The following is a 24,587-nucleotide window of genomic DNA, read 5'->3' on the forward strand; positions in this document are numbered from 1 at the left end:
GAATCCACGCATTCGAATATATGTTCTAATCTTGATCCATGAGACCGAAGCAAGACTCCATCGCTTTCGCACGCATGATGGCCCAGATCGAGGCCGACGACAATCACCCCAAACCGGACGACGGCAAGATCATTGAGCTCGACCTCGGTAAGCAGCCGTTGGTCCGCGTGGGCGAAATCTATGGTCGGGCCATCAAGTACACGAGGTCGTTTGGGTTGGTGGAGTGGGTGGATGACCGACGGGTCTATCACGTCGAATGGTTCCCGGCCGGGCAGATCAAGAGGGTGGACCAAGAGTCGTGGCGAGGGCGGCCGCTCTGAAGCACGCACTGCCTTTGTGTGGAGCTAATGGATACGCGTACCTCACGGTTGCGGGTAGCTCCTACCGATCAGAGCTGTGGCGCCCACGTGAGGACGTGGTCGGCTGCAATCGAGTAAGTTGCTGGCCACGGGGTGCCGGGGCGCACCTGTTCAGGGTCCGGTCGGATTAGCAGTACGGAGCCAGGCCAGATCGGTTCGGGGAGTGCTTCGATCCACGCAGGCTGGACGTAGCCGAAACGATTCCAGCGGATGGTGATCCAGGCTCCGGTCGGCTGAGGGGAGTCAACACTGAGGACGGCCACCTCCGTGGTGGTTGTGGCGGTGTTCTTCAAGGATTCCAGTACCTGCCATTGCGCCTGGCTTGCAGTCTTCCACGCGCGGTTGTCGTGTATGCGCCTGTACCAGACGAAGGACAGGATGGGACCTGAGGCTGCGACTACTATTAGGACCCAGCCGGTGGTGGGAAACGAAGAAGTCATTGCAGCCAGCGTGATAGCAAGTGCCAGCGTCACCGCGCTTATGACGATCAGGGCAGGTGTCGCAACTTTCGGTTTGATTACTGGATTTACTTGCATGCCTTTTCTCCACTTCCCAGTTTAAAGCTGCCAACCCGTGCTGGTAAGGCTTTGCTGGGCTTGCATTTTGTTGAAGTCGATGATGGCTGGCGTCGCTAGGAGTGGCTGGGCCGCTCTTTGGACTACCTCTTGGAGGTGTTCCCATTGCGAGCGCTGTTCCCACTCCCAATCGGCTGGAGATGCACCGAGAGGGAGAGGGGAGTCGTGGAGACCCCAACGGTCTCTGTAGACTGCAACGTCGCTAACCAGGGCCGCAATCGAGTACGAATCCACTTGAGCTCCAAGTTCGTCCAAAAGGGCTGTCTTCCACTCTGGTTCCTCAAGTAGTGCAGCCTTGGCGACGAGATCTGTACGGTTCCCAATCCGCCGTCGGACTTGATCCAGAGCCTTTTCCAAGTCGTCACGTTCGATGACGAGCTGTTCTGTCATGGGATCGATGGTTGTGTGGGGTATCGCGGGGCAGTAGCGGCGAAGGCGTGAGTGGATCACTGCTGTGAGGTCATTGGCCGTGGCACCTGACCCGAGAGATTCGGAGAGTACGCGATGCGCTCCTGGGCGATTGGTGTTTGTCGCCCGGCGCCATGCAGCTACTGCCGCTCCCCATGCGGGCGAGGCTCGTAGTGTGTCAGCCAGGCCGGGCGAAAGGGGCTCGAGAGTTCTCGCCAAATCGGCGCTCGCGGCTATTTGGGCCAGGTAGTCGTACTCGCGGTTGAGTCGCTCAAGGCTGTCCGCGTGGGAGCGTTCATGGTCGCGGACCTCGTGGGCGGTTCGCTCGGCGCCTTCCGCGGCGAGGACTTCGCCTAGTATCGCCCGCCAGTTGGATCGAGCGCTCGGGTCGAGGATTTCGTCTTCGTCGGGGTCGTTCTCGCTGACATAGGCCGTGTTGGAGAATCGGCCACGGGTCATGCTGACGTAGAGGAGTTCACGGGTGAGCCGGCCCGGTGTGACGACGACGTGGGCGGAGTCCACCGTGATGCCTTGAGATCGGTGGGCCGTGGTGGCATAGCCAAGTTCTACGGATGACTCCAGATACGAGGCGCCGAGTTCGAGCGTTGCGCCGGTATCCGTCCGACGAGCATGCAAGGATCGGTGACGCACGCTGACGCTCAGCACCTCAAGCTGAGTTCCGTTACGGATGAATGCGCCTTGGTCGTCCACAAGGGTTCGATCATTCCGACGGGCAATGACAATGTCACCGCGACCCGCCTGCAGCCCATCCCTGAGCATGAGTGTATGTTCTGCATCGGCGACGCCCAGGATCACCCTGTCAGCCTGGGCACGTTCGTTCAGCATGTTAACTGTCTCGTTGTCGGGAGCAATCAGGACCGAAGTGTGCCCTGAAAGGACATCGGCGTGCCAAGCGGCATACGCACGGTCCATCATGTCCAGATAGGTGCCGTGACTGATCCGACCGTGATGCTCGTAGTCCGCGAGCACGGAGATGTCACCTGCACGAAGACCTACAGAAGCCGACGCCTCCCAGGCGTGCTGGAAGCGCCAGATCGAACTCAACCTTTCCGCCTTACCCTGCCTGTCGAGCCAGCCAAGAACGCCGCCAGCGTCGATGGAATCAAGCTGCGCTGGATCGCCGACCAACAACATCTTCGCCTGAGCGTGTCTAGCTTGTGCCACGATCGCCGCCAATTGCTGGGTGGAAACCATAGACGCTTCATCGACCACCACAAGCTGATTCGCCCTGAAGGTCCATTGAGTCTGCTCCGCCGCCAACCGCATGACCCGTTGCTCAAGAAGAGACTTCGTAGCGTTCGTCGTCCCGTGCGAGGTGAGCCGGGACTCTGCGTCAAAGAAGGCCGAACTCCTTTGCGCTGCTCCGCTACCCACGGACTCGTAAAGCCACTTAGAGACATTCTCAGCAGCCATCGCCAACTCCGAGCCAAGAACCTCGGCGCTCGCGGCCGCGGGAGCCAATCCGACCACGCTGCCTGCACCGAACTGCGCTTCCCAAGCTGCTTTGATTGCGCCGAGGGTTGTGGTCTTGCCCGTGCCTGCGGGGCCAACGATGGCGTCCAGTCGATGGGCGCTCAGCAGGACTTCGGCTGCGGCAGCCCGTTGGTCTTCGTACAGTTCTGACGCATCTTTTCTGTACGAGGCGAGTGACGCCATGGCGACATCCGGGCAGACAGCCGGGCCGCCGTCGTCGTTCCTTGCCGCAAGGATCTGGTCCTCGAAGGAGAGAGTCGCCTCATCCGTGTAGAGGCGCGATCCGTGAAAATCGAAGACGCTCCGGTTCGCAAAACGGAGATCGTCGGCAGCCTCGGCAGGGAGGCTGTAGCGGTATTCGTTGAGCGGCACCGACTGGAGCTCCGCAGCTGTGGCGATGGCGTCGATCATCGCGTTACGGTCCTCCGGCGAGGCGCAACGGATCTCAGCGGACACGCGCTCGGCTTCTGCGATCAGGTTCCAGTGATTCCAAGTGGACCGCTTGGCGGCGACGCGCGCACGGGTCAAATGCCCGACGGCGGCAATCCAGTCAGGGGCGAAGTCAGCTACGCGGAAGGGGCGGTTGTGCGATCGGTGGATGGTAGTGGCGACGACCCGCTCGGGGTCGAAGCCTTTGGTCCGTGAACGATCCCGCCAACTGGCAGATAGCTGACGTAGGGGAGTGGGGGTGACCTCTTTGGGAGTTCTTGTGGAAAGAGTCGTTTGTTGCCGCAACTTGACGGTGGTGGTTGCCGATGGGCGGGTGCCGTGTTCGGCGGTCCATTCGTTGACCAGTCGGTCGGTCTCGACGTCGATGAGTCGCGAGCGGTTGGAGAATTCGCGGATGAGGGCGTCGTCGATGCCTGTCAGTTGTTGGCTTGGGTTGTGGGTGTTGCGGGCTGGTGAGCGGATGTCCGTGCCGGTTCCGAGGTTTCGTCGCAGGGCGTCGAAGAGCAGGCCGTTGTAGTGTTCGCTGGCGGCGACGACCGCCTTGAAGAGGCTTCGCGAGTCGAGTGTCGTCCAGGCGCCGTCGGTGATGCGCTGGACACGGTTAGCGATCACGACGTGTGTGTGGAGTTGCGGGTCGCCGGCTCGTGATTCCCAATGGTCGAAGGCCGCTGCGATGACTCCTCGTGTTCCGAGGTGAGCGATGCCGTTTCGGCCGGCGCGTGTGTTGATGACCAAGTCCTCCAACCAGCGGAGCGTTGCTTCCACTGCTTCCTGGTGGGTTTGGAGGATTTGCTCTTGGAGTTGGCGTGGGCTGAGGGCCCAGAGTGCCGAGACTGATTTGGGGACGCTGAAGGTGAGATCGAAACCGGCAACGGCGCGGTTCGTGGTTTGTCCGCGGTTCTTTTCGGTGATGGTGGCTTCGCCGTAAGCGCGGCCGAGGGGCGTTGCTGTATCGGGGTGCTGGGCGCCTTGGAAGATTGACCTCGCGTCGGATTCCGTGACTGTCTGTCCGGGTGTTCGGTTGATGCCGTCGAGCCCGCGACCAATCCAGCGACCCTGCGGTGTGCCGGTGGCCAGGTAGTAGCTGATCGTGTCTTCAGGAGTGGGGCGGGCGTCGTCGAGCATTGTCGACTGGAAGAGGTACTTCAGCCCGGACTTCACGGACAGCCGGGCGATGGACATGGTCATGCACGAAGCGCCCCGCTTCTGGTCTTGCGGGGCAGCCAGCCCCGACGGCGGAGGATGCCGATGGTGGTTGGGTCGAGGGCCACGCCCTTCACTTTCGACACGTGAACCAGGGCTGCCGCCACGTGTGCGAGGTTTTGGACGTTCGTGCGCTGGGCTCTTTTCAGTCGGAGTACTTCGTTGTGGAGGAGCCCGTTCCGTGCATCGAGTTCGTCGTAGATGGCGTGGAGGCGCTCGAGTTCTGTCGATTGAGACCTGAGTTCGGTGGTGAGTCGGTCGACGCGGTCTAGGCAGGTCTCCGTGCCCGCGTTGTTGGATGCGGTCGAATTCTTCTTGTTCACGAACGTTCATGGTGAAGTCATGGTCCGCGTGCATGACGATTGGCTTCATATTCGGAGCACCGGGCCTTGGATGCCAGAGGTGTGAAGGAAGGTGGGGCCTCTGAGAGGGGCGATCGCTGCTGTGGTCTCTTGCTCGTGGCAATGCAAGCGCCCCTTGACGTTTCTGGAGTTTAGAGGGAAGGCGGGCAAGGGCCAACTACTCTGTCGCTCAAAAGTCTGATTGGCAGAGAGTGCTTGAAGGACACCAATCTCCTGCATTTGCGCAACAAGCTGCTGCGCAATTGGCCGTGCGCCTTGGACGACCGCACGAAATAAGACCAACCCCAGAAACACCACGTGAGATGAAGCTGCCAACAGTGCCACAAGCTGTGACACCACCGTTTACCCATCCCCGGATTGGCAGGGAATCGGATGGAGTGAAGATCCAAGGCCAGGCACCCCGCCAGCACCACCGAGGATCGCTAACGAAAGATAAAGACTTATAACAAACCTTGGTTATAAGTCGTTATAGACCGTGATTTCTGGTCGCAGGGACCCAGCAACGAATCCCTTCAACCCGGGCTCCGGTGTCAGCGCGCCCGGGCTTGTGGGTCGCGACAGTGAGATCGATGCCTTAGACCTGTTGGTCGCCTGGTCAAAGTCCAACACGGTGGGGGATATGGGCATGGTGCTTTCCAGGCTTCGAGGAGTTGGAACGACCGCCCTGCCCAACGTCTTCGCCGAACACGCCCGTCGCAACGACTGGTTGGTCATCCTCGAGACCCAACCCCGGGGAGGCTGGCAAGACAGCCACGCGGGCAAAACTCGCCCGTGAACTAGATGTGGGCACCCGTCAGTCGCTGGATTCGAACAAGTTTGAGCCCTGCTTGCCGTGTCGTTTCCCCAGAGAAACTTTGCTTTTCGGCGACACGGTTCATCGTCCGACCGCATTGCAATACATGCAGATGCCTGTCCGTACGCCTGCCAGAATTGTCAGATTGAACTCTAAGACTACCCACCAAGTGCTGCCCAGAAAGCCTCTTTGGCACCCTAACCTGACGCCGTTCCGGCAACCACCTGACGTCAGACTAGGGCGTACTTAAAAACAGGGGCCGGGTGGTGGAAACGGCACGGTGCCTGGGTCGCAAGTCATGAGAACCCCGAGCCTCAACGCAGCGAGGCCCGGAGGACGTTTCGGCTGCTGGGGCTATTGAGCCGGGACACGATCACTTGCCGCGTCGAGTGCGCCCTCGAACCGGGCGACGTTGCCGAGCCAGGCGAGGCTCGGCTTGGGCGTCCGTTCGAACGTCTCCCGGCTAACGGCAATCAGGCCGAAGGTGGGCTCCCAGTGGCCCCATTCGTAGTTGTCCAGCAGGGTCCAGTGCAGATAGCCTCGCACGTCCACGCCGTCGTCGATGGCGGCGTAGAGACCCTCGAGGGCACCGCGCGTGTACTCGACGCGGCGCTCGTCGTCGGCTGTTGCGATGCCGTTTTCTGTGACGAGGATCGGCACGCCGCCGGTGACCTCCCAGGTATGCCGCACAGCATCGCCGAGCGCCCATGGTTGCACCGGTGTTCCCACGAGGGTGTTGTCGGGGCTTGCGGCGTGGGGGATGGGGCCGTCCGGGCCGACTTCTTGGGTGGCGTAAGACTGGACGCCGATGAAGTCGTCGCCGTGGGCGGCTTCGAGGTAGAAGTCCTCACGGACGCACCGCTCTTCCTGCAGCTTCGCCTGGTTTTCGGGTGAGGCGTAGAAGGCCTGGTTGGCGACAGTCCAGCCGACAGCCGCGTTCGTCCGCTGTCGGAGAACCTCACGGGCGGCGGAGTGCGCCTGGGCCAGGCGGCGGCCTATTTCTGGATCAGGCGCGGGAAGCAGGGGCTGGGCGCGGTCCTCGATTCCTTCGACCGTGGGGCTCTGCCACTCAGCGGCCGCACCCGACTCCATCGCCGCTATCATGGTGCCAATTAATGCGAGCATATTTGGTTCGTTGATTGTGCACACATAGGGGACGCCGTCGAGGATCGAGGACACTGTCTCGGTGTAGCTGCGGAACCGGTCGACGGCGGCCTCGCTCATCCAGCCGCCCTCCTCCGCGAACCACTGCGGGGTGGTGAAGTGCTGCAGCGTGACCACCGGGGTGAGGCCGAGCCCGAGCGCGGTGTCGATCATGCGCCGGTAGTGCGCGAGTTCAGCGCGCGAGATCTGACCCGGGCGGGGCTCGATGCGCGCCCATTCGATGCCGAAGCGGTAGGCGGTGAGTCCGGCGTCCGCGAGCAGGCGCATGTCCTCGGGGTAGCGGTGGTAGCTGTCGACGGCGTCGCCGCTCGGCTCCATGCCGGGCATAAGGCCTTCGCGGGCCCACCAGTCGCTGCTGACGTTGTTGCCCTCGATCTGGTGCGGGGCAGTGGAGGCTCCCCAAAGGAAGCCTGGGCGGAGCTGTGGCATAAGAGTCCTTGTTCTCGTTGGCGGTGGAATTAGGGGTTAGGGGAGGGGGCCCGGATGGGCCGGCCGTCCTTGGGGGGCGGCGCTGGCGGGGCTGGCCATGACGATCTGGTCCCGGGGGTTGCCGCGCCGAAGTCGCGGCCTGCAGGCTTTCCTGTTGGGCGTGTGTTGTTTCCCGGAATTTACAGGATCGGGGCGCATTCCTCTGGGCCCGGGCGCCTGCTTTGCTTGGATTGCCGGGAGCGAAGGTGTTGGCCGTTGGCTGCGTGGAGGGGCTACGTGGTCTTGCTCTGGCCCAAGGCGTTCTCGATCGCGCGCTGAAGGAGTGGGATCATCTCGAAGCCCGGGTCAATGAGCCATTGAAGCTGCAGCCCGTCCCAGCTGGCGACAATTGTTGCCGCTGCAATGTCTGGATCGCAGGCGGCATCGATGCGCCCGCTGGCCTGGTCATCACGGATGCTTTTCGCAAAGGCTTGCCTGATGGTTGAGTAGCGTGTCTTGAACCAGTCATGGGCCGGGTGGCCCGGGGATGACGCTTCGGCGCTCAGCACCGCCAGAAGGCGTAGCAACTGCGGGTGTCCAAGATTCACCCCGGCCACCCAAGTTACTGCCCTGGCCAGTCCTTCGGCGCCGCGACGCTCTTCAAATTCTTCCAACAGGGTCTGGTCTGCGTGCTCCAGGACGGCCTGGAGCAGGAGTTCCTTGCTGGGAAAGTGGTGCAGGACGGTGGTGAAGCTCAACGACAGATCCTTTGAGATTTGGCGCAGAGATCCTCCGTTGTATCCATTGGTCGCGAACACTTCCGTGGCGGCTTCAATGATTTGTTTACGGCGGGCTTCGGTCTTGGCGTACGCCCCACGGGGGGCACTGCGCCTGGAGGGGCGTGAGGGGGAACTGGTCACCCCGGCAATGCTACGCCGGGGAACGGAAAGCCCCACAACGGTTCTCCCTTGGCCCCTCACTTGACGCGTCGGATAGGGATGAGAACGAGCCCCGCGACGACAGCCAAAACAACTGCTATGCCGAAGACGAGCTGAAACCCGATGGCCGAAACGATCACGCCTGCGACGATGGGCGCGATGATCTGCGGCCCTGTGTTGGCGATATTCAGGATTCCCATGTCTTTGCCTTGGTTTTCAGCATCCGGCAGCACCTGGGCGAGCAGCGCCTGGTCAACGGCGATGTACATGCCGTAAGCAAAACCACCGACTGCCAGGAAGGCATAAAAGGCAGGGAGTTCGGCGCTGAAGACGAGCGGCAGTTCAGCGGCGGCGAAGACTAAGGAAGCGGCGATGACGATGGGCTTGCGGCGCTTGATCCTGTCGGACAACGGGCCGGCTATAAGTGTCCCCAACCCGGAAGCGGCCGCCATGACCAACCCGCCGGTGCCGATGACCGCGCCGGCCTCTTTCATATCCAGGCCGATGTAGTCAGTCAGGACGAAGAGCTGGTACAGCAGCACCATCATGAACGAGAGCATGAGGAGGAAGCGGCCGCCCAGTGCCAGCAGGAAGTCACGGTCTTTCGGAGGTACGAAACCGCGCAGCAGCGCGATGAGGGAGAGAGGTTCCCGGGCGACGGAGCGGTTGTCCTGTTCCTTGGAAAGCAAGACAAAGACAACCATCGCTATCGCAATGAGCCATGGCAGCCACCGCAGGCCTTCTCTGGGGACGGTGACAAAAGCGCCACCGACAACCGCTCCTGCGCTCTGGGCCAACAGTTGGCCCAGTCCGATCAGGGTGGATGCCTTCCCCAGGTTCTCCGGGCGGACCCGCTCCGGCAAGACAGCGAACAGTGGCGCGAGAACGACGGCCAGCCCAATCTGGAAGATAACCCACAGCGCCACCAAGAGAGCAAAGTTGCCCGTGAACGACATCAATGTGGCCGCCACACCCAACAAGATGCCTCCCGTGGCAATCCACGGGTTGCGCCGCCCGAAGCGGCTGCGGGTCCGGTCCGAGAGGGCCCCGAACACAATCGTTGCCAGCATGGATGCAACTGATCCTGCCACGGCCAGGGTGCCGTACAGCGCAACCTTCTGGGCCTCGTTGATTTCGATCATCAGGGCAGGGATCAGGGTTCCCGTGGCCGCAAGCGGAAGCATCCAGCCAACGTGTGCGAGGAAAAGAAGGGGGCCCAGGCGCCCCAGCCGATGAGTGGGCCGTGCTGTCTGGGACTGGTTTGGCGCCGGCGAAGTTATTGCCATCAAAATGCTCCTTTGCATCAGGACTAGTGTCCAACAGAAAACACGCTAACTTAAAAACCGTGCAACCGCTATAGTTTTAAAAACCTAAGCTTTCGGAGGTTTGTAATGGAGCACATCCTCGTGCAGGACACGCTGAGCCAGATGGCAGCTGTCCCGTCCTTGTCCGGCATGCCGGCCCGTCTCTTCGTGGACGGAGAACCCTTCCTTGTGCGCGGCGCGGAGCTGCACAATTCAACCGCGACTCACGTTCCCGGAGTCAGCAAGGGATTGGAATCGGTGGTGCGGCTGGGAGCGAACACCGCCCTCGTGCCCGTCAACTGGGCCCAGTTCGAACCGGCGGAGGGAGTTTTCGACAGGGAACTCGTGACGGCAATCGTTGAGCAGGCCAGGAACGCCGGTCTGCGGGTGGTGCTTCTATGGTTTGGCGGCTACAAGAACGGGGCGTCGTTCTACGTTCCAGCCTGGGTCCGCACGGACCGCGGACGCTTTGCCCGTTGCGTTGACAGCAACGGAAAGCTGATGTCTACGCTTAGCCCGTTTGCTTCGGAAACCGCTGAGGCTGATGCTGCCGCCTTCCGTGAGTTGATGCGGACGGTGGAGGACATCGACCGCGGACACCGGACGGTGATCATGGTTCAGGTGGAAAACGAAACCGGCGTTCTGGGAACCCCACGTGACTTCTCCGCTGCCGCAACCAAGGCATGGGAAAGCCCTGTCGATCTGGCAATCATCGACTTGTCCGCGAACGGTGGTCTGGCCAGACTGCCCGATTTCTCCGGGAATGCCACCAGTTGGGAGACTGCATTCGGAAACAGTATCCACGTCCAGGAAGCCTTCATGGCCGCCGGCATGGCACGTTACGTGGAAACGGTGGCCGCGGCCGGCCGCGCCGAAACGTCCCTGCCTTTCTTCACAAATACCTGGCTCGACAGCGACATCGTCATCCCGGGCATGGACCTGTCCGGCGGTCAAATCCCGGGCATTTACCCCAGCGGTGGGCCCCTGCCGCACGTTGCTGGGATCTGGCGTGCTCTGGCACCGAGCCTTGATCTGCTGACCCCGGACATCTACTTCGGGGACGTCACGAAAATCTGCTCGGACTATCTGCAGTCCTCTGGTGGTCTGTTCGTGCCAGAAATGAGGCGCGACGAGCATGGCGCAGGCGATGTCATGGCCATAGTCGGAGAGCATCACGCGATAGGTGTTGCTCCCTTTGGAGTTGATTCTGCCGAAGACAGCCACATCAGGCACCTCAAGGACGTCTATGAATTGCTGGCTGCGGTTGAGCCACTCCTTTGCAGCAGTCTCTCCACCCACGGCTTTCATCTGCAAGATGATGCGCCTTCAATGGTGCATCGCTTTGGTGATCTGCTCCTCAAGGTTGAACGCGCCGCGCCGTTCGGGGAGACCAACGAAGGCACCCGGGCTTACGGGATCGTCCTCCAGATCGGAGCCCACGAATTCATTGCCGCAGGCCGCGGCTTCAACGCCCGCTTTCTTGCTGTAGCCGAACACAAGGACGTCGAGGTCCTCCACATGGAAGAGGGCACCCTCGTAGCGGGCACCTGGGTTAGCGCACGGCGGATTAACGGCGACGAGGCTGCCGGAGGGGGCACCCTGCTCCACCCGCCACTCATCCCCCAACGCAGCGAGACCTTCCCCATCCCAGGAGTCGTCGAACACACCGGGATATCCCGCACCATCGTCCACGTCTTCGGCTAAGTTCCGGGTCACGTTGGCGAGTTGCTGACCTGCGGCCTCAGCCCGGACGTCGTCACCAATCCGCGCGAGAACGTGCCCGGGACATAAATTATCTCCGCTCACCGGGCAGTACCTTTTGGATTGACCCGGCAGCAAAACCAGTCTCAACCGGGACGAACGCAAGCGAGGCTGGCGCTCAGCGAGGCGGCGCGGTGGATGCGCGGGGGATGAGGGTCGGCAGCGTCGTTCGGACTGTTCCGGGTTCAGTTTCTCCAAGTAGCAGGTCGAAGGCTGCGCTTGCGATCTGATCGAACGGCGTGTGCACACTGGTCAGCGGCGTTGGCAGCCTCGAGGCGAGCGGGATGTCGTTATAGCCGACGACCGATAGGTGCTCGCCCGGAATCACGCCGAGGGCACGTGCTGCGCTGACTACGCCGATCGCGAGGTTGTCGTTTGCGGCGAAAATGGCGGTAGGACGCTCGTCGCTGCCGAGAATCTGGCGTCCGGCTTCGATGCCATCATCAACGCCATATCCGGTTGAGATGACGCGGTTTGGAGGAAGCTCAATTCCGGCCTCAAGGAGCGCTCGTTGGGCGCCGTGCTGTCGGTCCTGCCCGCTGGATGTGAACCAGGGACCGGTAACGATGGCGATGTCCCGGTGTCCGAGGTCGATAAGGTGTCGCGTGGCGAGGTAGCCGCCAGCTTCGTCGTCACCGAGGGATGAGGGGCTGACTCGGTCGGTGCGCAGGACAAGCACATGCGGGATGCTGCGCTGGCGTAGGGATGCGGGCAGGGCGTCGTCCAGGCGCGCGGTTGCGAGGATGAGCCCGTCCACATTTCGATCGAGCAGGGTCTCGGTGGCGCGGCTTTCCTCGGCGGGGTCATCACCGCAAGTAGCGACGACTGCGAAGTATCCTTGTCGACGCGCGGCGCGCTCCAGAGCCTCAAACATCAGTGCCATGACGGCATCAGTCAGTCGGGGGACCAGCACCCCTATTGTTGCCGTCGCGCCGCGGCGGAGGTTTGAGGCAAATATGTTGCGACGGTAGCCGAGTGCTTCGGCGACTTGGCGCACCCTCTGTGCGGTCTCGGAGCGCGAGGGTGGGGTCCGGTCGTCAAGGACGCGACTGACGGTGGAGATACTGACACCGGATGCCTCAGCCACATCCCGCAACGTCACGAAGTGACGCCCTGTCGGTCCCAACTCCATGCGCGTCCTCGCTTCGCTCTTGAACTGACGCCCGCTTGGGACGCTTTTCAGATTCATCCTTGACATCATCCCATTCCGCGACACATACTTGCAATCGTTCCTGCAAACGTTCCCGCGAACGTTCCCACTGCTGAAAGAACACCGAACCAATGGAGGAAACGATGTCTCTTGATCTCCGCGGGCTCAGCCCCGCACCTGTCACCCCGTTCACCGAAGACGGCGCTATCGACTTCGCTGCGATCCAACGGTTGGGTTCGTGGCTCGGGTCGATCGAGGGCGTGAAGAGCCTTGTCGTCCTGGGCCACGCCGGCGAAGGTACGTTCCTTACTGAAGAGGAGCAACTGGACGTCATCCGCGCATTCGTTGCTTCAACCGATGGCCGCGTCCCTGTGGTGGCCGGCATCACGAAGGAGGGCAACAAGACAGCGGCTCTCGAGGCAAAGAAGGCCGTCGAAGCAGGGGCGTCGGCCGGTCTGGTCTACCCCTCTCACGGGTGGCTGCGCTTCGGATACCAGGACGGCGCACCCCAGTCGCGCTACAAGGAAATCTACGAAGAATCGGGTCTGCCGCTGATCCTCTTCCAGTACCCAGACAACACCAAGGCGAGCTACAACCTTGACACCCAGCTGGAGATCGCCGGCCAGGAAGGCGTGTTCGCCACGAAGAACGGTGTCCGGAACATGCGCCGTTGGTACACCGAGATCCCCGCCCTCCGGGCCGCGTTCCCCGAGCTACAGATCCTGTCCTGCCATGACGAATACCTGCTCCCGACAATGTTCGACGTCGACGGTCTGCTGGTCGGGTACGGCAACATCGCCCCCGAACTGCTCGTCGATCTCATCGAGGCCGGCAAGGCCCAAGACTACCCCCGCGCCCACGCCATCCACGAGCGGCTGCTCCCGGTGACCAAGAACGTGTACCACCGCGGCTCCCACATGGAAGGCACAGTCGCGTTGAAGTGGGGCCTGGTGAACCGGGGCATCCTGGACCACGCCACAGTTCGTACCCCGCTCCTGCCCCTGCCCCAGGGCGCCGATGCCGAGATCGCGGAGGCTTTCGCTGCCGCAAACATCGGCAAGGTCGCCGTCAGCGCCTGACCAACCGCAGGGTGTGCGCGGCCAAATTTGCACCGCGCACACCCTGGTTCGACCACTGCTCGCGTCTATACGCAAGCAAAGGGCCACTTCGGTAGCCGCCCACCCCGACACTGAGGTCGGATATGAAAAAGTCAAAGAAGACTGAGCGGGAGAATAGTCCCGTGGAAGGAGGGCGCGCCGTGACTGAGCACACGAAGACGCCAAGCACCTCGAACAAGCCAGCCCTGAGTGGGCATCAGACCACCAGCAACGTTCAGGCCAGCGTCGAGGCCCGTAAGACCCGTCGATCATTCTGGACTCAACTTGCCCTCATCGGCCCCGCCTTCGTCGCCGGTGCCTGGCAGTTCGGACCGGGCAACCTCGCCACCGCCGTGCAAGCTGGCAGCGGCTACCAATACACCCTGATCTGGGTGATCATCGTATCCACCATCCTGATGATCTTCCTCACCGATATGAGCGTGCGTTTGGGCATCAAGTCACCCGTCTCACTCATCCAGTCGATCAAGGACCACCTGGGAAAGAAGGTCGGGGTGATCGCCGGCATCGGCGTCTTCCTGGTTACCTTGTGCTTCTCGGTCGGTAACGCCGTGGGCCTGGGCCTGGGCGCGTCAATGCTGCTTGGGGGATCGCCGGTCATGTGGACGATCATCGGCACCGCCCTCGTCGCCACGATTCTTCTGTTCCGTAATGTCTATCGGGTGATCGAGAAGGTGCTCGTCGTGATGGTTGGCATCATGGCGATTGCCTTCGTCACATCGGCCTTCATCGCGAACCCTGACTGGGCCGCTGCAGCATCCGGGCTGATGCCCGTCGTTCCTGGCGATGCTTGGTTGCTGGTCATCGCCTTGGTCGGCACCAACTTCTCGGTGAACGCCGCCTTCTACACCTCATACGGCACGAAGGAACGTGCACGCAGTGAGGAAGACTACCGCGACATCACCATGGTCGATACGATCCCCGGCATCGTCGCCCCCGGCATCATGACATCACTCGTCATCGTCGTAGCAGCCTCCGTACTCGGGGCCACGGGCCAAGTCGCCGCGACCATGGGTCAACTCGGCAGCATTTTCGAACCCCTAGCCGGTCCGGTCGGCACCGCGATCTTCGCCATCGGGTTCACCGGCGCCGCTTTTTCTGCGATGACCGCAAACTGCACCGCTGGTGGCACGATGCTCTCGGACGCACTCAACCGCCGCGGCACCAAGGGCGTCACTTCCGGAACGCAGAAACTGATCAGCGCGATCATCCTCGCGTTCGGCCTCACCATCACCGTCATCTTCCAAACCTCACCGGTGCAGGTCATCGTTATCGCCCAGGCGCTGACAATCCTGGTCGCACCTCTGCTGGCGACCTTGATCGTGGTGATGGCGAATCGCGGCAACCTGATGGGTCCGCTCCGTAATAAGTGGTGGCAGAACCTCTTTGGCGTGGTGGGCCTGCTCGCAGTGCTCGCCCTGTCCATTCGACTGATCCTCAACTTCGTGACCGGCTAACACTGCCAAGCACCCAGCACACAGAGTAGTGCCCCCATCCAAAAGGGTGGGGGCACTACTCGTAGGCTCGATCAGCGGAATGATTGACGTTGCGCCATCTCGACTCACACGGGGCCGAATCGCTGACATTAGTCGATCGGAAAGACGAGAAGAGACCCGGTAGCAGTTGCGACCAGCTTGCCGTTGATATCGGTGACAGTGCCATCCGCGAAAGCAACCCGGCTGCCGGGCTTGGAAACGACACCTACGCAGGTCAAAGGACCGCTGTCAGCTCGAACAGGGCGGAGGTAGTTCACTTTGATCTCTATGGAGGTGTAGCCCACGCCTTTTGGAAGTGTTGTCTGCACAGCGCAGCCCAATGCGGAATCGAGCAAGGTGCATAAAAGCCCTCCATGGATGGATCCGATTGGGTTGTAGTGGGATTCGTCAGGGTGGCAGGTGAAGGTTGCCGTTCCTGGGGCCGCATCGACCAGTGTCATATTTAGCAGCTGGCCCATTGGGGGTGGTGGCAGCTCTTGGCCCATCATCGAGTGCAGGTATTCGAGGCCACTCATGCCCGGCATTGCATCCACGCCGGGGGCGGGATCGGCCCACGAGATCAACTTATTGCGCTCGTTCACTGCGGCTCCTATTGTTTCGACAACTCGGGTTGATTTGGCAAGTTCCTGAAGTCCGGCACGTCGGTCCTCCCAAGCAATGTGAAGGGCTCGCTCGCTGAGGCGGATCGGCAGGCGGTTATGTCCGGTCAGTAACAGTTGCGAACGTCAGGTCACCGTGGGAGCCAGCCGTACGAGGTTTGACGGCGACCTGGGGTGTTGCCATCCCGTTGTGGTGACGTCCAGCTCCTGCCGACATGTTTGGCACCAAACACCGGTAGCGGAGTCAGACCCGCAGTTTGTGCAGATGATATGCATGGATTTTCCAGTGGGCGACTGAGTGTACTTTTGGGCCCATACGAGGAGTGAATGGAGAACCGGCAAGGCATCTGATCCCGCCTGCGTCAGGCGGTACTCTTTCCGGGGTCGTGCCCCGCCACTATAGGGATCGGCGGTCAGGACCCCTGCGTGGACCAAACGCCGCAGCCGCTCGCTGAGCACGTTGTCTGCTATTGCCAGTTCCTTCTTGAGGCCATCGAAGCGATTATTGCCCATGAAGACCTCCCTGAGTACTAGCAACGTCCACGGATCCGCCAATACGTCCGCCGCCCGCGCGATGGGGCATTTGTCCTGCGACCAATTGGTGCGGGGCATCGGATTCCTTCCTTGGAGTTTACTTGCTTGAAGCAAGCTAATTTACTTTCGTAAAGAAAGCTTGTAACGTGAGCTTACCCCCTGCTGACGTAACACTCCACTCCCGGGACGTCTGCGCAAACAATGAAAATGCCTGCTCTGTGCCAGGCTCCGAGGAGGACACGATGTCGATCACAGCTGCAGGAATTAGGCCTTCGGAGGCTTCCGTCGCGCCGGTCAGGGCGGCGGGCATGCTCCCTCTTAGCATGTTCGGAATACCGTTGGGCCTGGCGGGACTTGGTGGTGTTTGGTCGGCGGCCCGATCGTTCTATGAGATTCCGCGCTGGCCCGAAGAGGTTTTCTATGGATCAGCAGGAGCCATTTGGCTGACCCTGACGGCGATATACATCACTGGAGGGTTGCGACGCAAAGGCGCTTTCCGCGCCGACCTAAGGCACGAAGCGTCGGGTCCGTTCGCCGCATTCATCCCGATAGTGGGCATTCTCCTTTCGGTCCATTACAGCGAACACCTGCCAGGGTTTGGTGGCTGGATGTCGCTGGTCTTTATTGCCGCCCTCACGGTGGTCGTGACGCAACTCTTGGTTCGGTGGATCACCGGTGGTGTCCCGATGCAGTCAATACATCCCGGATACCTACTGCCGGTCGTGGCGGGACCTTTCGTTGCCAGCATCGGTTTCTCAAGTGCGAACGCCCATGATGCAGCATTGGCGGCCTTTGGCGTGGGCGCGTTCTTCTGGCTTGTCGTAGGTACCATCGTTACTGTCCGCCTGATGACCGCGGGCGAAATCGCGGGACCAGCCAGGCCCGGACTCTCGGCATACCTTTCCGCGCCAGCCACCGGCAGCCTTGCGTGGATGATTTCGCATCCGGGACCCATGGGCGCTCCCCAGATGATGCTCACGGGCGTACTCGTGGTCATGCTGCTGATGCAACTTCTTCTCATCGGCGAGTATCGCAAAGTGCGCTTCGGCCCGCTGTTCTGGGTCTTTACGTTCCCGGTTGCCGCGACAGCCAACTACGGCGTCCGATGGATCACCGCATCAAATGTACCGGGCCGGGATGTTTATGTGTGGGTCATCTTGGCGTTGGCCACAGCATTCATCCTCTCGGTTGCTGCCGGCACTATCGTGGCAGCAACCAAAAAACGTGGTCGATAAAAAGGAGACCAGTTTCTTCGGAGCCTTTGTAGCCGACCAACCGTTACTGTCGGGCAATACGAATGCTCCGTTCGACCAGGTGTGCGACTTTCCTGAGCCACTCCGCTCCGTCCGAGACCTCGACACTGGAGGTGAAGACGTCTTGTCGGGCTGCGGGTTGAGCCGGGTCTGGTTGGCCGGCAAGGGGACCTCCTGAGAAGGTGAAGCCAAGTCGGCTCCACCTTCGACAGGAGGTCCATCGGCCGTCCCAGGAGCCCGGTACCGCCGAGCTAGGCGGTACCGGGCTCCGGACTTTCTCGTGACGGATGGTGGCATGAATTGAGGTCGCCTAGTTTTTGCACTGCCGCCATTGATGCGAGGCGAAATTGCCCTATTGGCCCTTATGGGCTCTGCAGGATCCCCACAGTGCTCCGCGGTTCACGCGGTCGGGGTGGCGTTCGATCATGAATTCGTACAGAGCGAGAGTTGTCGCGGTGCTTCGAATGCCTGCTTCGAAGTCGAGGATGTATTGTCGCGTAAGTTCGATGTGCTGGGGATCATCGTCCGAGGCGGGGTCCTTGTGACCCGCGACGATCCGGCGGGGTTTCAGGGATTCGACTGTGTCGAGCGCCCTTAGCCAGGACTTTCGTCCGTCGGCGTCGGACTGAGCCAGCATGAGGTGAACGTTGTTGTAGATGGCATCTCCCGCTACCACAAGCTGGAGATCGGGCACATGCAGGCAGGTTGTGTTATCCCCATCCGTGTGGTCAAGCCTTATAGGAAGGACCAGGGTTCCATCAACCCTCAACTCTTCGCCATCGGCAAGGGGATTGGCCAAGACGATGTTGGACGAGATCTGATCGGGAACCAGCGGCCGCCAGAAAGACGAAAGCACCTCCGGGGAAGATTGCTGCCGCATCTCATCAACCACCTCCGGCAAGGCAACGGCACGGGCGGAGGGGTATTGGCCGAGTAAGTCACCCAAGCCGAACCAATGGTCGCCGTGACCGTGGGTGATGTAGACCGACGTGAGAGGCTTCCCCAATTCAGAGAGCCATGCAAGCAGGCGGGCGGACTGGGCTCGGGTAAAAAGCGGATCAACAAGGAGCGCTTGGCGCTCGCCAAAAATCAAGGTGCTCGTTGTAGGGGACCAGTCGCGGACCTGCAGATCCGGCGGGACATCCGGGTTGGTGGTCGGCATCCCGCCAGCGATATGTACTGCATAGTCAAGCGTTGATTGCTCCATTGCACTCCTCGAATCAAAAAAATAGGAGACTCCTATGACACAGTCATATCACTCATGCCTATGTCGAATCAAGGAAGCTTCGGGAATCTCCTGCACCGGTAGGGCTGGCTTAAGGACTGGAAGGCTTGCGGTGGCTGTAGTGACTACGTCTGTTAGGGGCGGAGCAGGGCCTGAAATTCGGTGACATGGGCGGCCATGTCGATGGTCGGGTCGTACAGCCACTGCACTTGGAGCCCGCGGAGCATGGCGGTGAGCTGTCGCGCTGTGATTTCAAGGTTGAGGTCGGGCCGGATCCTGCCCATGTCGCGCTCACGTTCGAGCTCGCGCTGGATGTCGCTGTTGAACTGGTTGATTCGCTGGAGGGTAAAGGCGTGGGCCGGGTGGTCCGGGCGGATTCCTTCGGCTTGCATCGTTGCATCCAGCTGGATCAGGCCGGGGATGGCCTCGTTTTCGCGCACGAGTTCCGGGAGGAGGTCGAGCAGGCCGCGTTCGGCCAATGCTTTTTCCAGGATGGGTCGGTCGTGTTCGCTTTGCCGTTCGAACACGGCCTGCAGCAGGTCCTCCTTGGAAGGGAAGTGGTAGCTCAATGCCGCGTGACTTACGCCGAGCTCTTCGGCGATCTTTCTGAGCGACAGCCGCTGAAAGCCTTGGGTAGCGAAGACCTCAAAGGCGCGGCTCACGAATTCATCGCGGCGCTGTTGCCCGTTCGCGTAGGGTCCTCTGGCTTTTGCCTGGCCCGTACCTGACTGCTGCTTCGTGGTTGCCACCGGCACTCCTTGGTCCTTGGCGGCGTTTGGCACGCCGATTCAACTTTTCCAGCTTAGCGCGAAAGTTTGCCAACATGAATACTTGCCATAGTGGACAAATTTGGATTACCGTTGATTTACAGCGCTTCCACTGGACGTGGGACGCGGGTTCCGGGCCCTTGGCCCCTTCAAAGGAGAAGACAATGACTGAATCAACGGCGGTGCAGAAGCGGGCCGTGAACCCCTGGTGGGTTGGAGTGGTGGCGGGAATGGCGTCCTTCGTGGATGGTGCCGCGCTGACAGGCAATGGATTTGCCTTGGTCATTTATCAGCAAGCTTTAGGCTTGACCCCCACAGAGATCGGCGTACTGACCAGCGTTTTGACCTTCGGCGTCGCCATCGGAGCACTTTTCGGTGGCCGGTTGGGGGACCGGTTCGGCCGTCGCCGCGTATTCATTGTCACGATGATGCTGATCGTGCTGGGCTCGCTGGCACCGACTTTTGGCACGGATTTCTGGGTCTTGTTGGCTGGGCTGAGCGTGCTCGGATTGGCGGTAGGTGCTGACATTCCGGTGTCCTTGGCCACGATTGCGGAAGCCGCGACGGATCAGAACCGTGGCAAGATCCTTGTGATGTCGAATCTGCTCTGGGGCGTCGGTATCGGCGCGGTCGTGTTGGTCGCCATGTTGACCGGCGGCATGGGAAGGTTTGGTGGTCAAGCAATTTATGGACTGATTGTTGTGGTCGCCCTCATAGTGCTGCTGCTGCGTTTGACCATTCCCGAGTCGACCAGCTGGCAGACAGCGCGTGACGAGCATCGCCGGGGCGTCCAGACGGTCCGTGCACAGCGTACGCATCTGAAGGATCTGCTCAGGGCACCACTGCGGTTCCCGTTCCTGATCCTCATCGCGTTTTTCACACTCGTAAGCGTCCCCGTCCAGCTCTTTGGTTCCTACGCTGCATACATCGGTGCCAACTTTGGCGGAGTGCCGGTGGAAACCTTCTCCGGATTCATCCTTCTGCTGCTTCCTGTCGCCGTTCTCGTGCAACTGTTCTTTATGCGGATCGTTGATGGCCGCTTCCGGCTTACCTTCTTCCTCGCCGGTGGTGTGCTTTTCGTCGCGGGCTACCTTGTACCCCTGGTCTTCGGCATCAATTTGGCGTCTTTGGTCACAACCATTCTATTGGCCGGCATAGGCGGGGTGTTTTGCGGGGAACCCATCTTCCGGGTGTGGGCTAACGAAGCCTTCCCCACCATGCTTCGATCCACCGGACAGGGCTTCATCTTCGCCGTCGCCCGCGTCGTTCCCGCGCTCCTCCTGGCGCCCGTCCCGGCACTCATCGCCGCATCACCCCAGACCTTCTTCATTGGCATGGCAGTAATTGCTGCAGCGGGTGTGGCGATCGGTTGGTGGGGCTTCCGCGGCGACAGGGTCGTCAACGAGTTCGACCACGAGGACGCACCAGTGGACGATGAACACGTCGCCGTCTGAACCCCTACCCCTGGTACGGGCTGGACAACCCGGCCCGTACCCGCCAGGCCATCCTCTAACCGCCGGGCAAAGCAAACCAAGAGACTAAAGGCTAAACAATGACAACGATCCACGCCGATGGGTATGTCGCCGCCGGCTTCCGCGGAGTCGCCGACACATTTCATGCCAACTTCGACAAGCGCGGAGACACCGGAGCCGCTTGCACCATCTATGTGCACGGCGAGCTCGTTCTGGATCTCTGGGCCGGCAGCTCCGAGCGCGGACCCTTCACTCGCGACACCCGGAGCGTCCTGTTTTCGGTCAGTAAGGGCATCACCACCATCTGCCTGCTTATGGCCGTTGAGGAAGGGCATCTCACCCTCGACGCCCCAGTAGCGCAGTACTGGCCAGAGTTCGCGGTGCACGGCAAAGACACCGTCACAGTTCGCCAGCTGCTGGCCCATCAGGCCGGGCTGATCGCACCGGAGGAACGGCTCACCATCGAGGACCTCCGTGCCTGGACTCCAGTCACGGAAACCCTCGCTGCTCAGAAACCCCTCTGGACTCCCGGTACCTCATTCGCCTACCACGCACTCACAATCGGGTGGCTTGCCGGAGAACTGCTCCGCCGCACCACGGGAAAACGCCCTAGCGAATGGCTTCGCGACCGGATCGCCGACCCACTCGGGCTGTCGATGACCTTCGGCGCGGATCCCGATGCGACAGATTTCGCTCCGCTGAGCGACCCACTGCCGAATCAAGCGTCTGCCGTGGCAGCCCCCGCAGACCTCGACCTGGTGAAACGGATCATGGGAATGAACGGTGCCATCGACGGGATGAACCTGTTCACTACAGCCAACCATCCGGACTTTCTGTCCTACGAAATGCCTGCGGGGAACCTCGTCGGGACCGCACACGATTTGGCACGGCTCTACTCCGCCACTATCAACGACGTCGACGGGGTACAGCTCCTGGGACCGGACACCGTCAGTGACGCCCGCCTTCCCCTCTCTGAAGGTGCACCGTTCGTCGGGGTGGACGCAGGCCACCGGTGGGGCACGGGATTCATGATCGATTCATCCGCTCGAGCCATGGCAGGCCCGGGAAGCTTCGGCCACGACGGAGCCGGCGGCCAACTCGGCTTTGCCAACCCCGAACTCGGCGTGGCCTTCGGATACCAAACCATCCGTCCAGGCGGCGAACCTGATTACCGCGCAGAAGACCTCTGCCGTGCCCTGCGTGACTGCCTCTAACCACCTATCCAAATCTGAAAAGGCTAAACAAATGCCACTGGATCCGTTCCTCGAACCCCTCCTTGCCGCACTTCCACCCACGCCGCTGCACATCGACAACTTCGCTGCCTACCGCTCGGAGGGAAACGCCGGCGCCGACGCAATGGCCGATCAGCTTTGTGAACCGGGACCGGACGTCCGGTCCAAAAGCACCGTGACCATCCCGGTCCAGGGCGGCAGCATCGCCCTGGACATCTTCCACCCCCACAGCGACGGACCACACCCGGCACACATCTATATCCACGGCGGTGGATTTATCGCAGGGTCAATCCATACGAAGGTCATCGACATCATCTGCCGGGAGCGTGCCGTCGAAGCCGATTGCGTTGTCGTTGCAGTCGAATACCGCAAAGCACCCGAACATCCCTTCCCGACCGGGCTTAACGACTGCTATGAGGCCCTGCAATGGGTCGGCGCACATGCGGAGGAACTGGGTGTGCGGCCTGACTTGATCACTGTTGGGGGTGGCTCCGCGGGGGCGAACCTGGCCGCCGCCCTTACCCTGAAGGTCCGTAATGAGGGTGGGCCAGCCATTGCATTCCAACTGCTCGAAGTCCCCGCTCTGGACTTCACCTTTTCAAGCCCGTCCCAAGAAACCTTTGGCACAGGCTACGACCTGACCCGGGATGTCCTCCACATGGTAAGGAGTCATTACCTGACCTCTTCTGACCAAGCGACCGAGCCGTACGTATCGCCGCTGCTCGCCCCTGACCTTGCAGGTCTTCCCCCGGCACATATCATGTCCGCCGAGTTCGACCCGCTGCGTGATGACGGCGAACGATATGCCGCACGTCTCCTCCAGGCGGGAGTGCCCGCAACGTCTTCGCTGCAGCCCGGACACATCCATAGCTCGGCCGCGTTTACCAAGGTCATGCAGTCAGCCCGGGCCTGGCGCAAAGAAGTACTCGACACCCTGAACCGTGTCCATGCACAAACCCTCACCCCCTAAATGGGAAAGGGCCTTGACGGAACCACTGCTTTGGAATTGGGGTGGTCAGCCGCAGCTATCAGTTCCAGTTGCTGTCAGTTCAGGAGGTCGCGGCTCTAGCCGCGGTAGCGCACCTAGAACAGGCCATGCCGAAGCCGTCAAATCGAGGAAACCATGGCAACCATGAATGACGTCGCGGCCGTCGCTGGGGTCTCCGGGGCGACGGTATCGCGCGTCGTGAACGGAATAGTGCCGGTCAACCCGACAACCAGAAGGCGCGTTGAGCAAGCCATCAGGCAAGTGGGTTACCAGCACAACAAGGTTGCGAGATCACTTGCCGGCGGGCGAACAATGACTATCGGCCTTGCAGTCCCCATCGAGAACTTTCCGGTTTTCGGTTCTATTACAAGCGCCGTTGTCCGGGCCGCCACCCAGCATCGATTCGCCGTGCTGATCGGGGAATGGAGCGAAGACCCGGAACAACACGGCAAGACCGTCACCATGTTCCTGGAACACAGAGTCGAGGGGATAGTGATCGCGGGCCAAAATCTGTGTCCCGCACCCGAATTCCTTGCGAACCGGACGCCCATCGTCCACATCGAAACAAACCTGGAGCCGAATGAGCTTGCGGCAGTTGAAAATGGCTGCCAGAATCAATCCCGATTGAGCTCAGAAACGGTCGAACGGCTCCTGAGGCGTATACGGCATCCCTGCCTTTCCTGCGCCGTATAACCGCAACGGGCTTAAGCACGGAGATCCGCCTGGCCGCCGTGTTCCGTGCCGGGGCTCCAGCCGTGCAAAGCGCCGACCGGGGCGATCTCCCTTATGGAGTGCCGCCAAGCTCCGGTTGATCCATGGGGAAGTCTGCAGTTATCTTCCGAAACCGACAAGGACGATCCTCGCCTGGGAAGGGTTTCTTTGAATGGGGAGAAACTTCCTTCAGCGTTCTTCGCTACGCGCTCATCGCCGCCCGGCGACGCCTGGATGCACGCAGGTTGGCGGCGTTACCGCAAATCTGCAGGTCGTGCCAGACGCTGTTGTTGTTGTTCGTGTTGTCATAGAAAGCGACAGAGCATTTCTCGTTCTTGCACAGCTTCAATCGCCGCCAGCGATCCATCTGGTCTTCGCGGCTAATCTCATAGAGAGCCGCCGAGATGACCCAAGAGACGTCCTTGCCTTTGGGTACAATCTTCACCGCCCCCGACTTGTCCATGGTCACCGCGAGGGACCCGCGTATGTCCTGGGGGGCCCAGTCCGGAGGTACGCCGGCTCCGTTGAGGTGGAACTGTAAGTTGTCACGCAGTTGCTGCAGGCGAACGAGTCCGGCGGTATCAACCTCGATAACAGGGGCATTCATACCGGAGAGTCGTGCCCATTCTTTCAGCGCGGCCGCTAGCCAGGCGTTTGCCGATGAAGGGCTTGACAGCAGGTCCGGCTGAAGGGGCCTGCCGGCCGAACGGGTATTCAGGATCTCTTGGACCAAGACGAGGGGACTCGCGACGACGCGGTCTGTGTATCGCTGGCTGGCCAGTAGTGACATAGGGATAGTATACAAGCTCCTGTCATCAGCAGTAGC

At 61.1% G+C, this 24,587-nt stretch carries 21 protein-coding genes; 9 read left to right on the top strand and 12 right to left on the bottom strand.

Annotated features, from left to right (window positions below; all coding sequences use genetic code 11):
- The first annotated feature begins 38 nt into the window (after window positions 1-38).
- On the top strand, window positions 39-320 hold the full coding sequence (locus LDN90_RS09050) for a hypothetical protein (RefSeq protein ID WP_223948729.1): 282 nt from the start codon (window positions 39-41) through the stop codon (window positions 318-320).
- 68 nt (window positions 321-388) lie between these two features.
- Here LDN90_RS09050 and LDN90_RS09055 read toward each other — a convergent pair whose 3' ends face one another.
- The 6 genes from LDN90_RS09055 to LDN90_RS09080 form a co-directional block, all read right to left on the bottom strand.
- Complete coding sequence (locus tag LDN90_RS09055; RefSeq protein ID WP_223948730.1) at window positions 389-799, bottom strand: hypothetical protein; 411 nt, start codon at window positions 797-799, stop codon at window positions 389-391.
- Window positions 800-916: 117 nt separating this feature from the next.
- Window positions 917-4,474 carry a MobF family relaxase gene (gene mobF / locus LDN90_RS09060; RefSeq protein WP_223948731.1) on the bottom strand — a complete coding sequence of 1,186 codons (3,558 nt, stop codon included), beginning with the start codon at window positions 4,472-4,474 and terminating at the stop codon, window positions 917-919.
- Window positions 4,471-4,812, bottom strand: coding sequence for a hypothetical protein (locus LDN90_RS09065; protein WP_223948732.1), 342 nt, complete (start codon window positions 4,810-4,812; stop codon window positions 4,471-4,473). Before LDN90_RS09065 ends, mobF begins: the two co-directional genes overlap by 4 nt.
- Window positions 4,813-5,998: 1,186 nt before the next feature.
- Window positions 5,999-7,237: a family 1 glycosylhydrolase gene (locus LDN90_RS09070; protein ID WP_223948733.1), complete on the bottom strand. Its 1,239-nt coding sequence runs from the start codon at window positions 7,235-7,237 to the stop codon at window positions 5,999-6,001.
- 272 nt (window positions 7,238-7,509) lie between these two features.
- Complete coding sequence (locus tag LDN90_RS09075; RefSeq protein ID WP_223948734.1) at window positions 7,510-8,136, bottom strand: TetR/AcrR family transcriptional regulator; 627 nt, start codon at window positions 8,134-8,136, stop codon at window positions 7,510-7,512.
- A 56-nt stretch (window positions 8,137-8,192) separates the two neighbouring features.
- Entirely contained in the window at window positions 8,193-9,440 is a 1,248-nt protein-coding gene (locus LDN90_RS09080; RefSeq protein WP_223948735.1) for an MFS transporter, read from the bottom strand.
- Window positions 9,441-9,545: 105 nt separating this feature from the next.
- Here LDN90_RS09080 and LDN90_RS09085 point away from each other — a divergent pair, with 105 nt between their 5' ends.
- Window positions 9,546-11,162, top strand: coding sequence for a DUF5597 domain-containing protein (locus LDN90_RS09085; RefSeq protein WP_223948736.1), 1,617 nt, complete (start codon window positions 9,546-9,548; stop codon window positions 11,160-11,162).
- Window positions 11,163-11,337: 175 nt separating this feature from the next.
- Here LDN90_RS09085 and LDN90_RS09090 read toward each other — a convergent pair whose 3' ends face one another.
- Entirely contained in the window at window positions 11,338-12,351 is a 1,014-nt protein-coding gene (locus tag LDN90_RS09090) for a LacI family DNA-binding transcriptional regulator (protein WP_223948737.1), read from the bottom strand.
- Window positions 12,352-12,512: 161 nt separating this feature from the next.
- Between LDN90_RS09090 and LDN90_RS09095 the strand changes: the two genes are divergently transcribed.
- Entirely contained in the window at window positions 12,513-13,448 is a 936-nt protein-coding gene (locus tag LDN90_RS09095; protein WP_223948738.1) for a dihydrodipicolinate synthase family protein, read from the top strand.
- A gap of 179 nt (window positions 13,449-13,627) precedes the next feature.
- Window positions 13,628-14,941: an Nramp family divalent metal transporter gene (locus LDN90_RS09100; protein WP_223948739.1), complete on the top strand. Its 1,314-nt coding sequence runs from the start codon at window positions 13,628-13,630 to the stop codon at window positions 14,939-14,941.
- Window positions 14,942-15,069: 128 nt separating this feature from the next.
- On the opposite strand, the gene LDN90_RS09105 is transcribed toward LDN90_RS09100, so the two are convergent.
- Window positions 15,070-15,561, bottom strand: a complete 492-nt coding sequence (locus tag LDN90_RS09105) for a PaaI family thioesterase (protein ID WP_223948740.1) — start codon at window positions 15,559-15,561, stop codon at window positions 15,070-15,072.
- Window positions 15,562-15,705: 144 nt separating this feature from the next.
- Window positions 15,706-16,191, bottom strand: a complete 486-nt coding sequence (locus tag LDN90_RS09110) for a helix-turn-helix domain-containing protein (RefSeq protein ID WP_223948741.1) — start codon at window positions 16,189-16,191, stop codon at window positions 15,706-15,708.
- Between the two features lie 164 nt (window positions 16,192-16,355).
- On the opposite strand from LDN90_RS09110, the gene LDN90_RS09115 reads away from it, so the two are divergent.
- The gene (locus LDN90_RS09115; protein ID WP_223948742.1) at window positions 16,356-17,348 is read left to right on the top strand and encodes a TDT family transporter; all 993 of its coding nucleotides are present in this window, start codon (window positions 16,356-16,358) and stop codon (window positions 17,346-17,348) included.
- 370 nt (window positions 17,349-17,718) lie between these two features.
- On the opposite strand, the gene LDN90_RS09120 is transcribed toward LDN90_RS09115, so the two are convergent.
- Together LDN90_RS09120 and LDN90_RS09125 are read right to left on the bottom strand one after the other, a co-directional pair.
- Window positions 17,719-18,573, bottom strand: coding sequence for an MBL fold metallo-hydrolase (locus LDN90_RS09120; protein ID WP_223948743.1), 855 nt, complete (start codon window positions 18,571-18,573; stop codon window positions 17,719-17,721).
- Between the two features lie 152 nt (window positions 18,574-18,725).
- A complete protein-coding gene (locus LDN90_RS09125; RefSeq protein ID WP_223948744.1) occupies window positions 18,726-19,340 on the bottom strand; it encodes a TetR/AcrR family transcriptional regulator in 615 nt (204 codons plus the stop codon).
- Window positions 19,341-19,522: 182 nt separating this feature from the next.
- Between LDN90_RS09125 and LDN90_RS09130 the strand changes: the two genes are divergently transcribed.
- The 4 genes from LDN90_RS09130 (at window position 19,523) to LDN90_RS09145 (ending at window position 23,743) form a co-directional block, all read left to right on the top strand.
- Window positions 19,523-20,812 (top strand): MFS transporter, encoded by a 1,290-nt coding sequence (locus LDN90_RS09130; protein ID WP_223948745.1) that lies wholly within the window; start codon window positions 19,523-19,525, stop codon window positions 20,810-20,812.
- A 98-nt stretch (window positions 20,813-20,910) separates the two neighbouring features.
- Window positions 20,911-22,044, top strand: a complete 1,134-nt coding sequence (locus LDN90_RS09135; protein WP_223948746.1) for a serine hydrolase domain-containing protein — start codon at window positions 20,911-20,913, stop codon at window positions 22,042-22,044.
- A 31-nt stretch (window positions 22,045-22,075) separates the two neighbouring features.
- On the top strand, window positions 22,076-23,032 hold the full coding sequence (locus tag LDN90_RS09140; protein ID WP_223948747.1) for an alpha/beta hydrolase: 957 nt from the start codon (window positions 22,076-22,078) through the stop codon (window positions 23,030-23,032).
- A 153-nt stretch (window positions 23,033-23,185) separates the two neighbouring features.
- Window positions 23,186-23,743, top strand: coding sequence for a LacI family DNA-binding transcriptional regulator (locus LDN90_RS09145; protein ID WP_223948748.1), 558 nt, complete (start codon window positions 23,186-23,188; stop codon window positions 23,741-23,743).
- A gap of 220 nt (window positions 23,744-23,963) precedes the next feature.
- On the opposite strand, the gene LDN90_RS09150 is transcribed toward LDN90_RS09145, so the two are convergent.
- Window positions 23,964-24,551 (bottom strand): CGNR zinc finger domain-containing protein, encoded by a 588-nt coding sequence (locus LDN90_RS09150; protein WP_223948749.1) that lies wholly within the window; start codon window positions 24,549-24,551, stop codon window positions 23,964-23,966.
- Window positions 24,552-24,587 lie beyond the last annotated feature (36 nt).

Source organism: Arthrobacter sp. NtRootA1 (assembly GCF_019976975.1).
GTDB lineage: Bacteria > Actinomycetota > Actinomycetes > Actinomycetales > Micrococcaceae > Arthrobacter > Arthrobacter aromaticivorans.

Excerpts from the sequence above, each read along its gene's own strand:
- LDN90_RS09050 (WP_223948729.1), top strand. The coding sequence starts at position 39 with ATGAGACCGAAGCAAGACTCCATCGCTTTCGCACGCATGATGGCCCAG.
- LDN90_RS09055 (WP_223948730.1), bottom strand. The coding sequence starts at position 799 with ATGACTTCTTCGTTTCCCACCACCGGCTGGGTCCTAATAGTAGTCGCA.
- mobF (WP_223948731.1), bottom strand. The coding sequence starts at position 4,474 with ATGACCATGTCCATCGCCCGGCTGTCCGTGAAGTCCGGGCTGAAGTAC.
- LDN90_RS09070 (WP_223948733.1), bottom strand. The coding sequence starts at position 7,237 with ATGCCACAGCTCCGCCCAGGCTTCCTTTGGGGAGCCTCCACTGCCCCG.
- LDN90_RS09080 (WP_223948735.1), bottom strand. The coding sequence starts at position 9,440 with ATGGCAATAACTTCGCCGGCGCCAAACCAGTCCCAGACAGCACGGCCC.
- LDN90_RS09085 (WP_223948736.1), top strand. The coding sequence starts at position 9,546 with ATGGAGCACATCCTCGTGCAGGACACGCTGAGCCAGATGGCAGCTGTC.
- LDN90_RS09090 (WP_223948737.1), bottom strand. The coding sequence starts at position 12,351 with ATGGAGTTGGGACCGACAGGGCGTCACTTCGTGACGTTGCGGGATGTG.
- LDN90_RS09095 (WP_223948738.1), top strand. The coding sequence starts at position 12,513 with ATGTCTCTTGATCTCCGCGGGCTCAGCCCCGCACCTGTCACCCCGTTC.
- LDN90_RS09110 (WP_223948741.1), bottom strand. The coding sequence starts at position 16,191 with ATGCCCCGCACCAATTGGTCGCAGGACAAATGCCCCATCGCGCGGGCG.
- LDN90_RS09115 (WP_223948742.1), top strand. The coding sequence starts at position 16,356 with ATGTCGATCACAGCTGCAGGAATTAGGCCTTCGGAGGCTTCCGTCGCG.
- LDN90_RS09120 (WP_223948743.1), bottom strand. The coding sequence starts at position 18,573 with ATGGAGCAATCAACGCTTGACTATGCAGTACATATCGCTGGCGGGATG.
- LDN90_RS09130 (WP_223948745.1), top strand. The coding sequence starts at position 19,523 with ATGACTGAATCAACGGCGGTGCAGAAGCGGGCCGTGAACCCCTGGTGG.
- LDN90_RS09135 (WP_223948746.1), top strand. The coding sequence starts at position 20,911 with ATGACAACGATCCACGCCGATGGGTATGTCGCCGCCGGCTTCCGCGGA.
- LDN90_RS09140 (WP_223948747.1), top strand. The coding sequence starts at position 22,076 with ATGCCACTGGATCCGTTCCTCGAACCCCTCCTTGCCGCACTTCCACCC.
- LDN90_RS09145 (WP_223948748.1), top strand. The coding sequence starts at position 23,186 with ATGGCAACCATGAATGACGTCGCGGCCGTCGCTGGGGTCTCCGGGGCG.
- LDN90_RS09150 (WP_223948749.1), bottom strand. The coding sequence starts at position 24,551 with ATGTCACTACTGGCCAGCCAGCGATACACAGACCGCGTCGTCGCGAGT.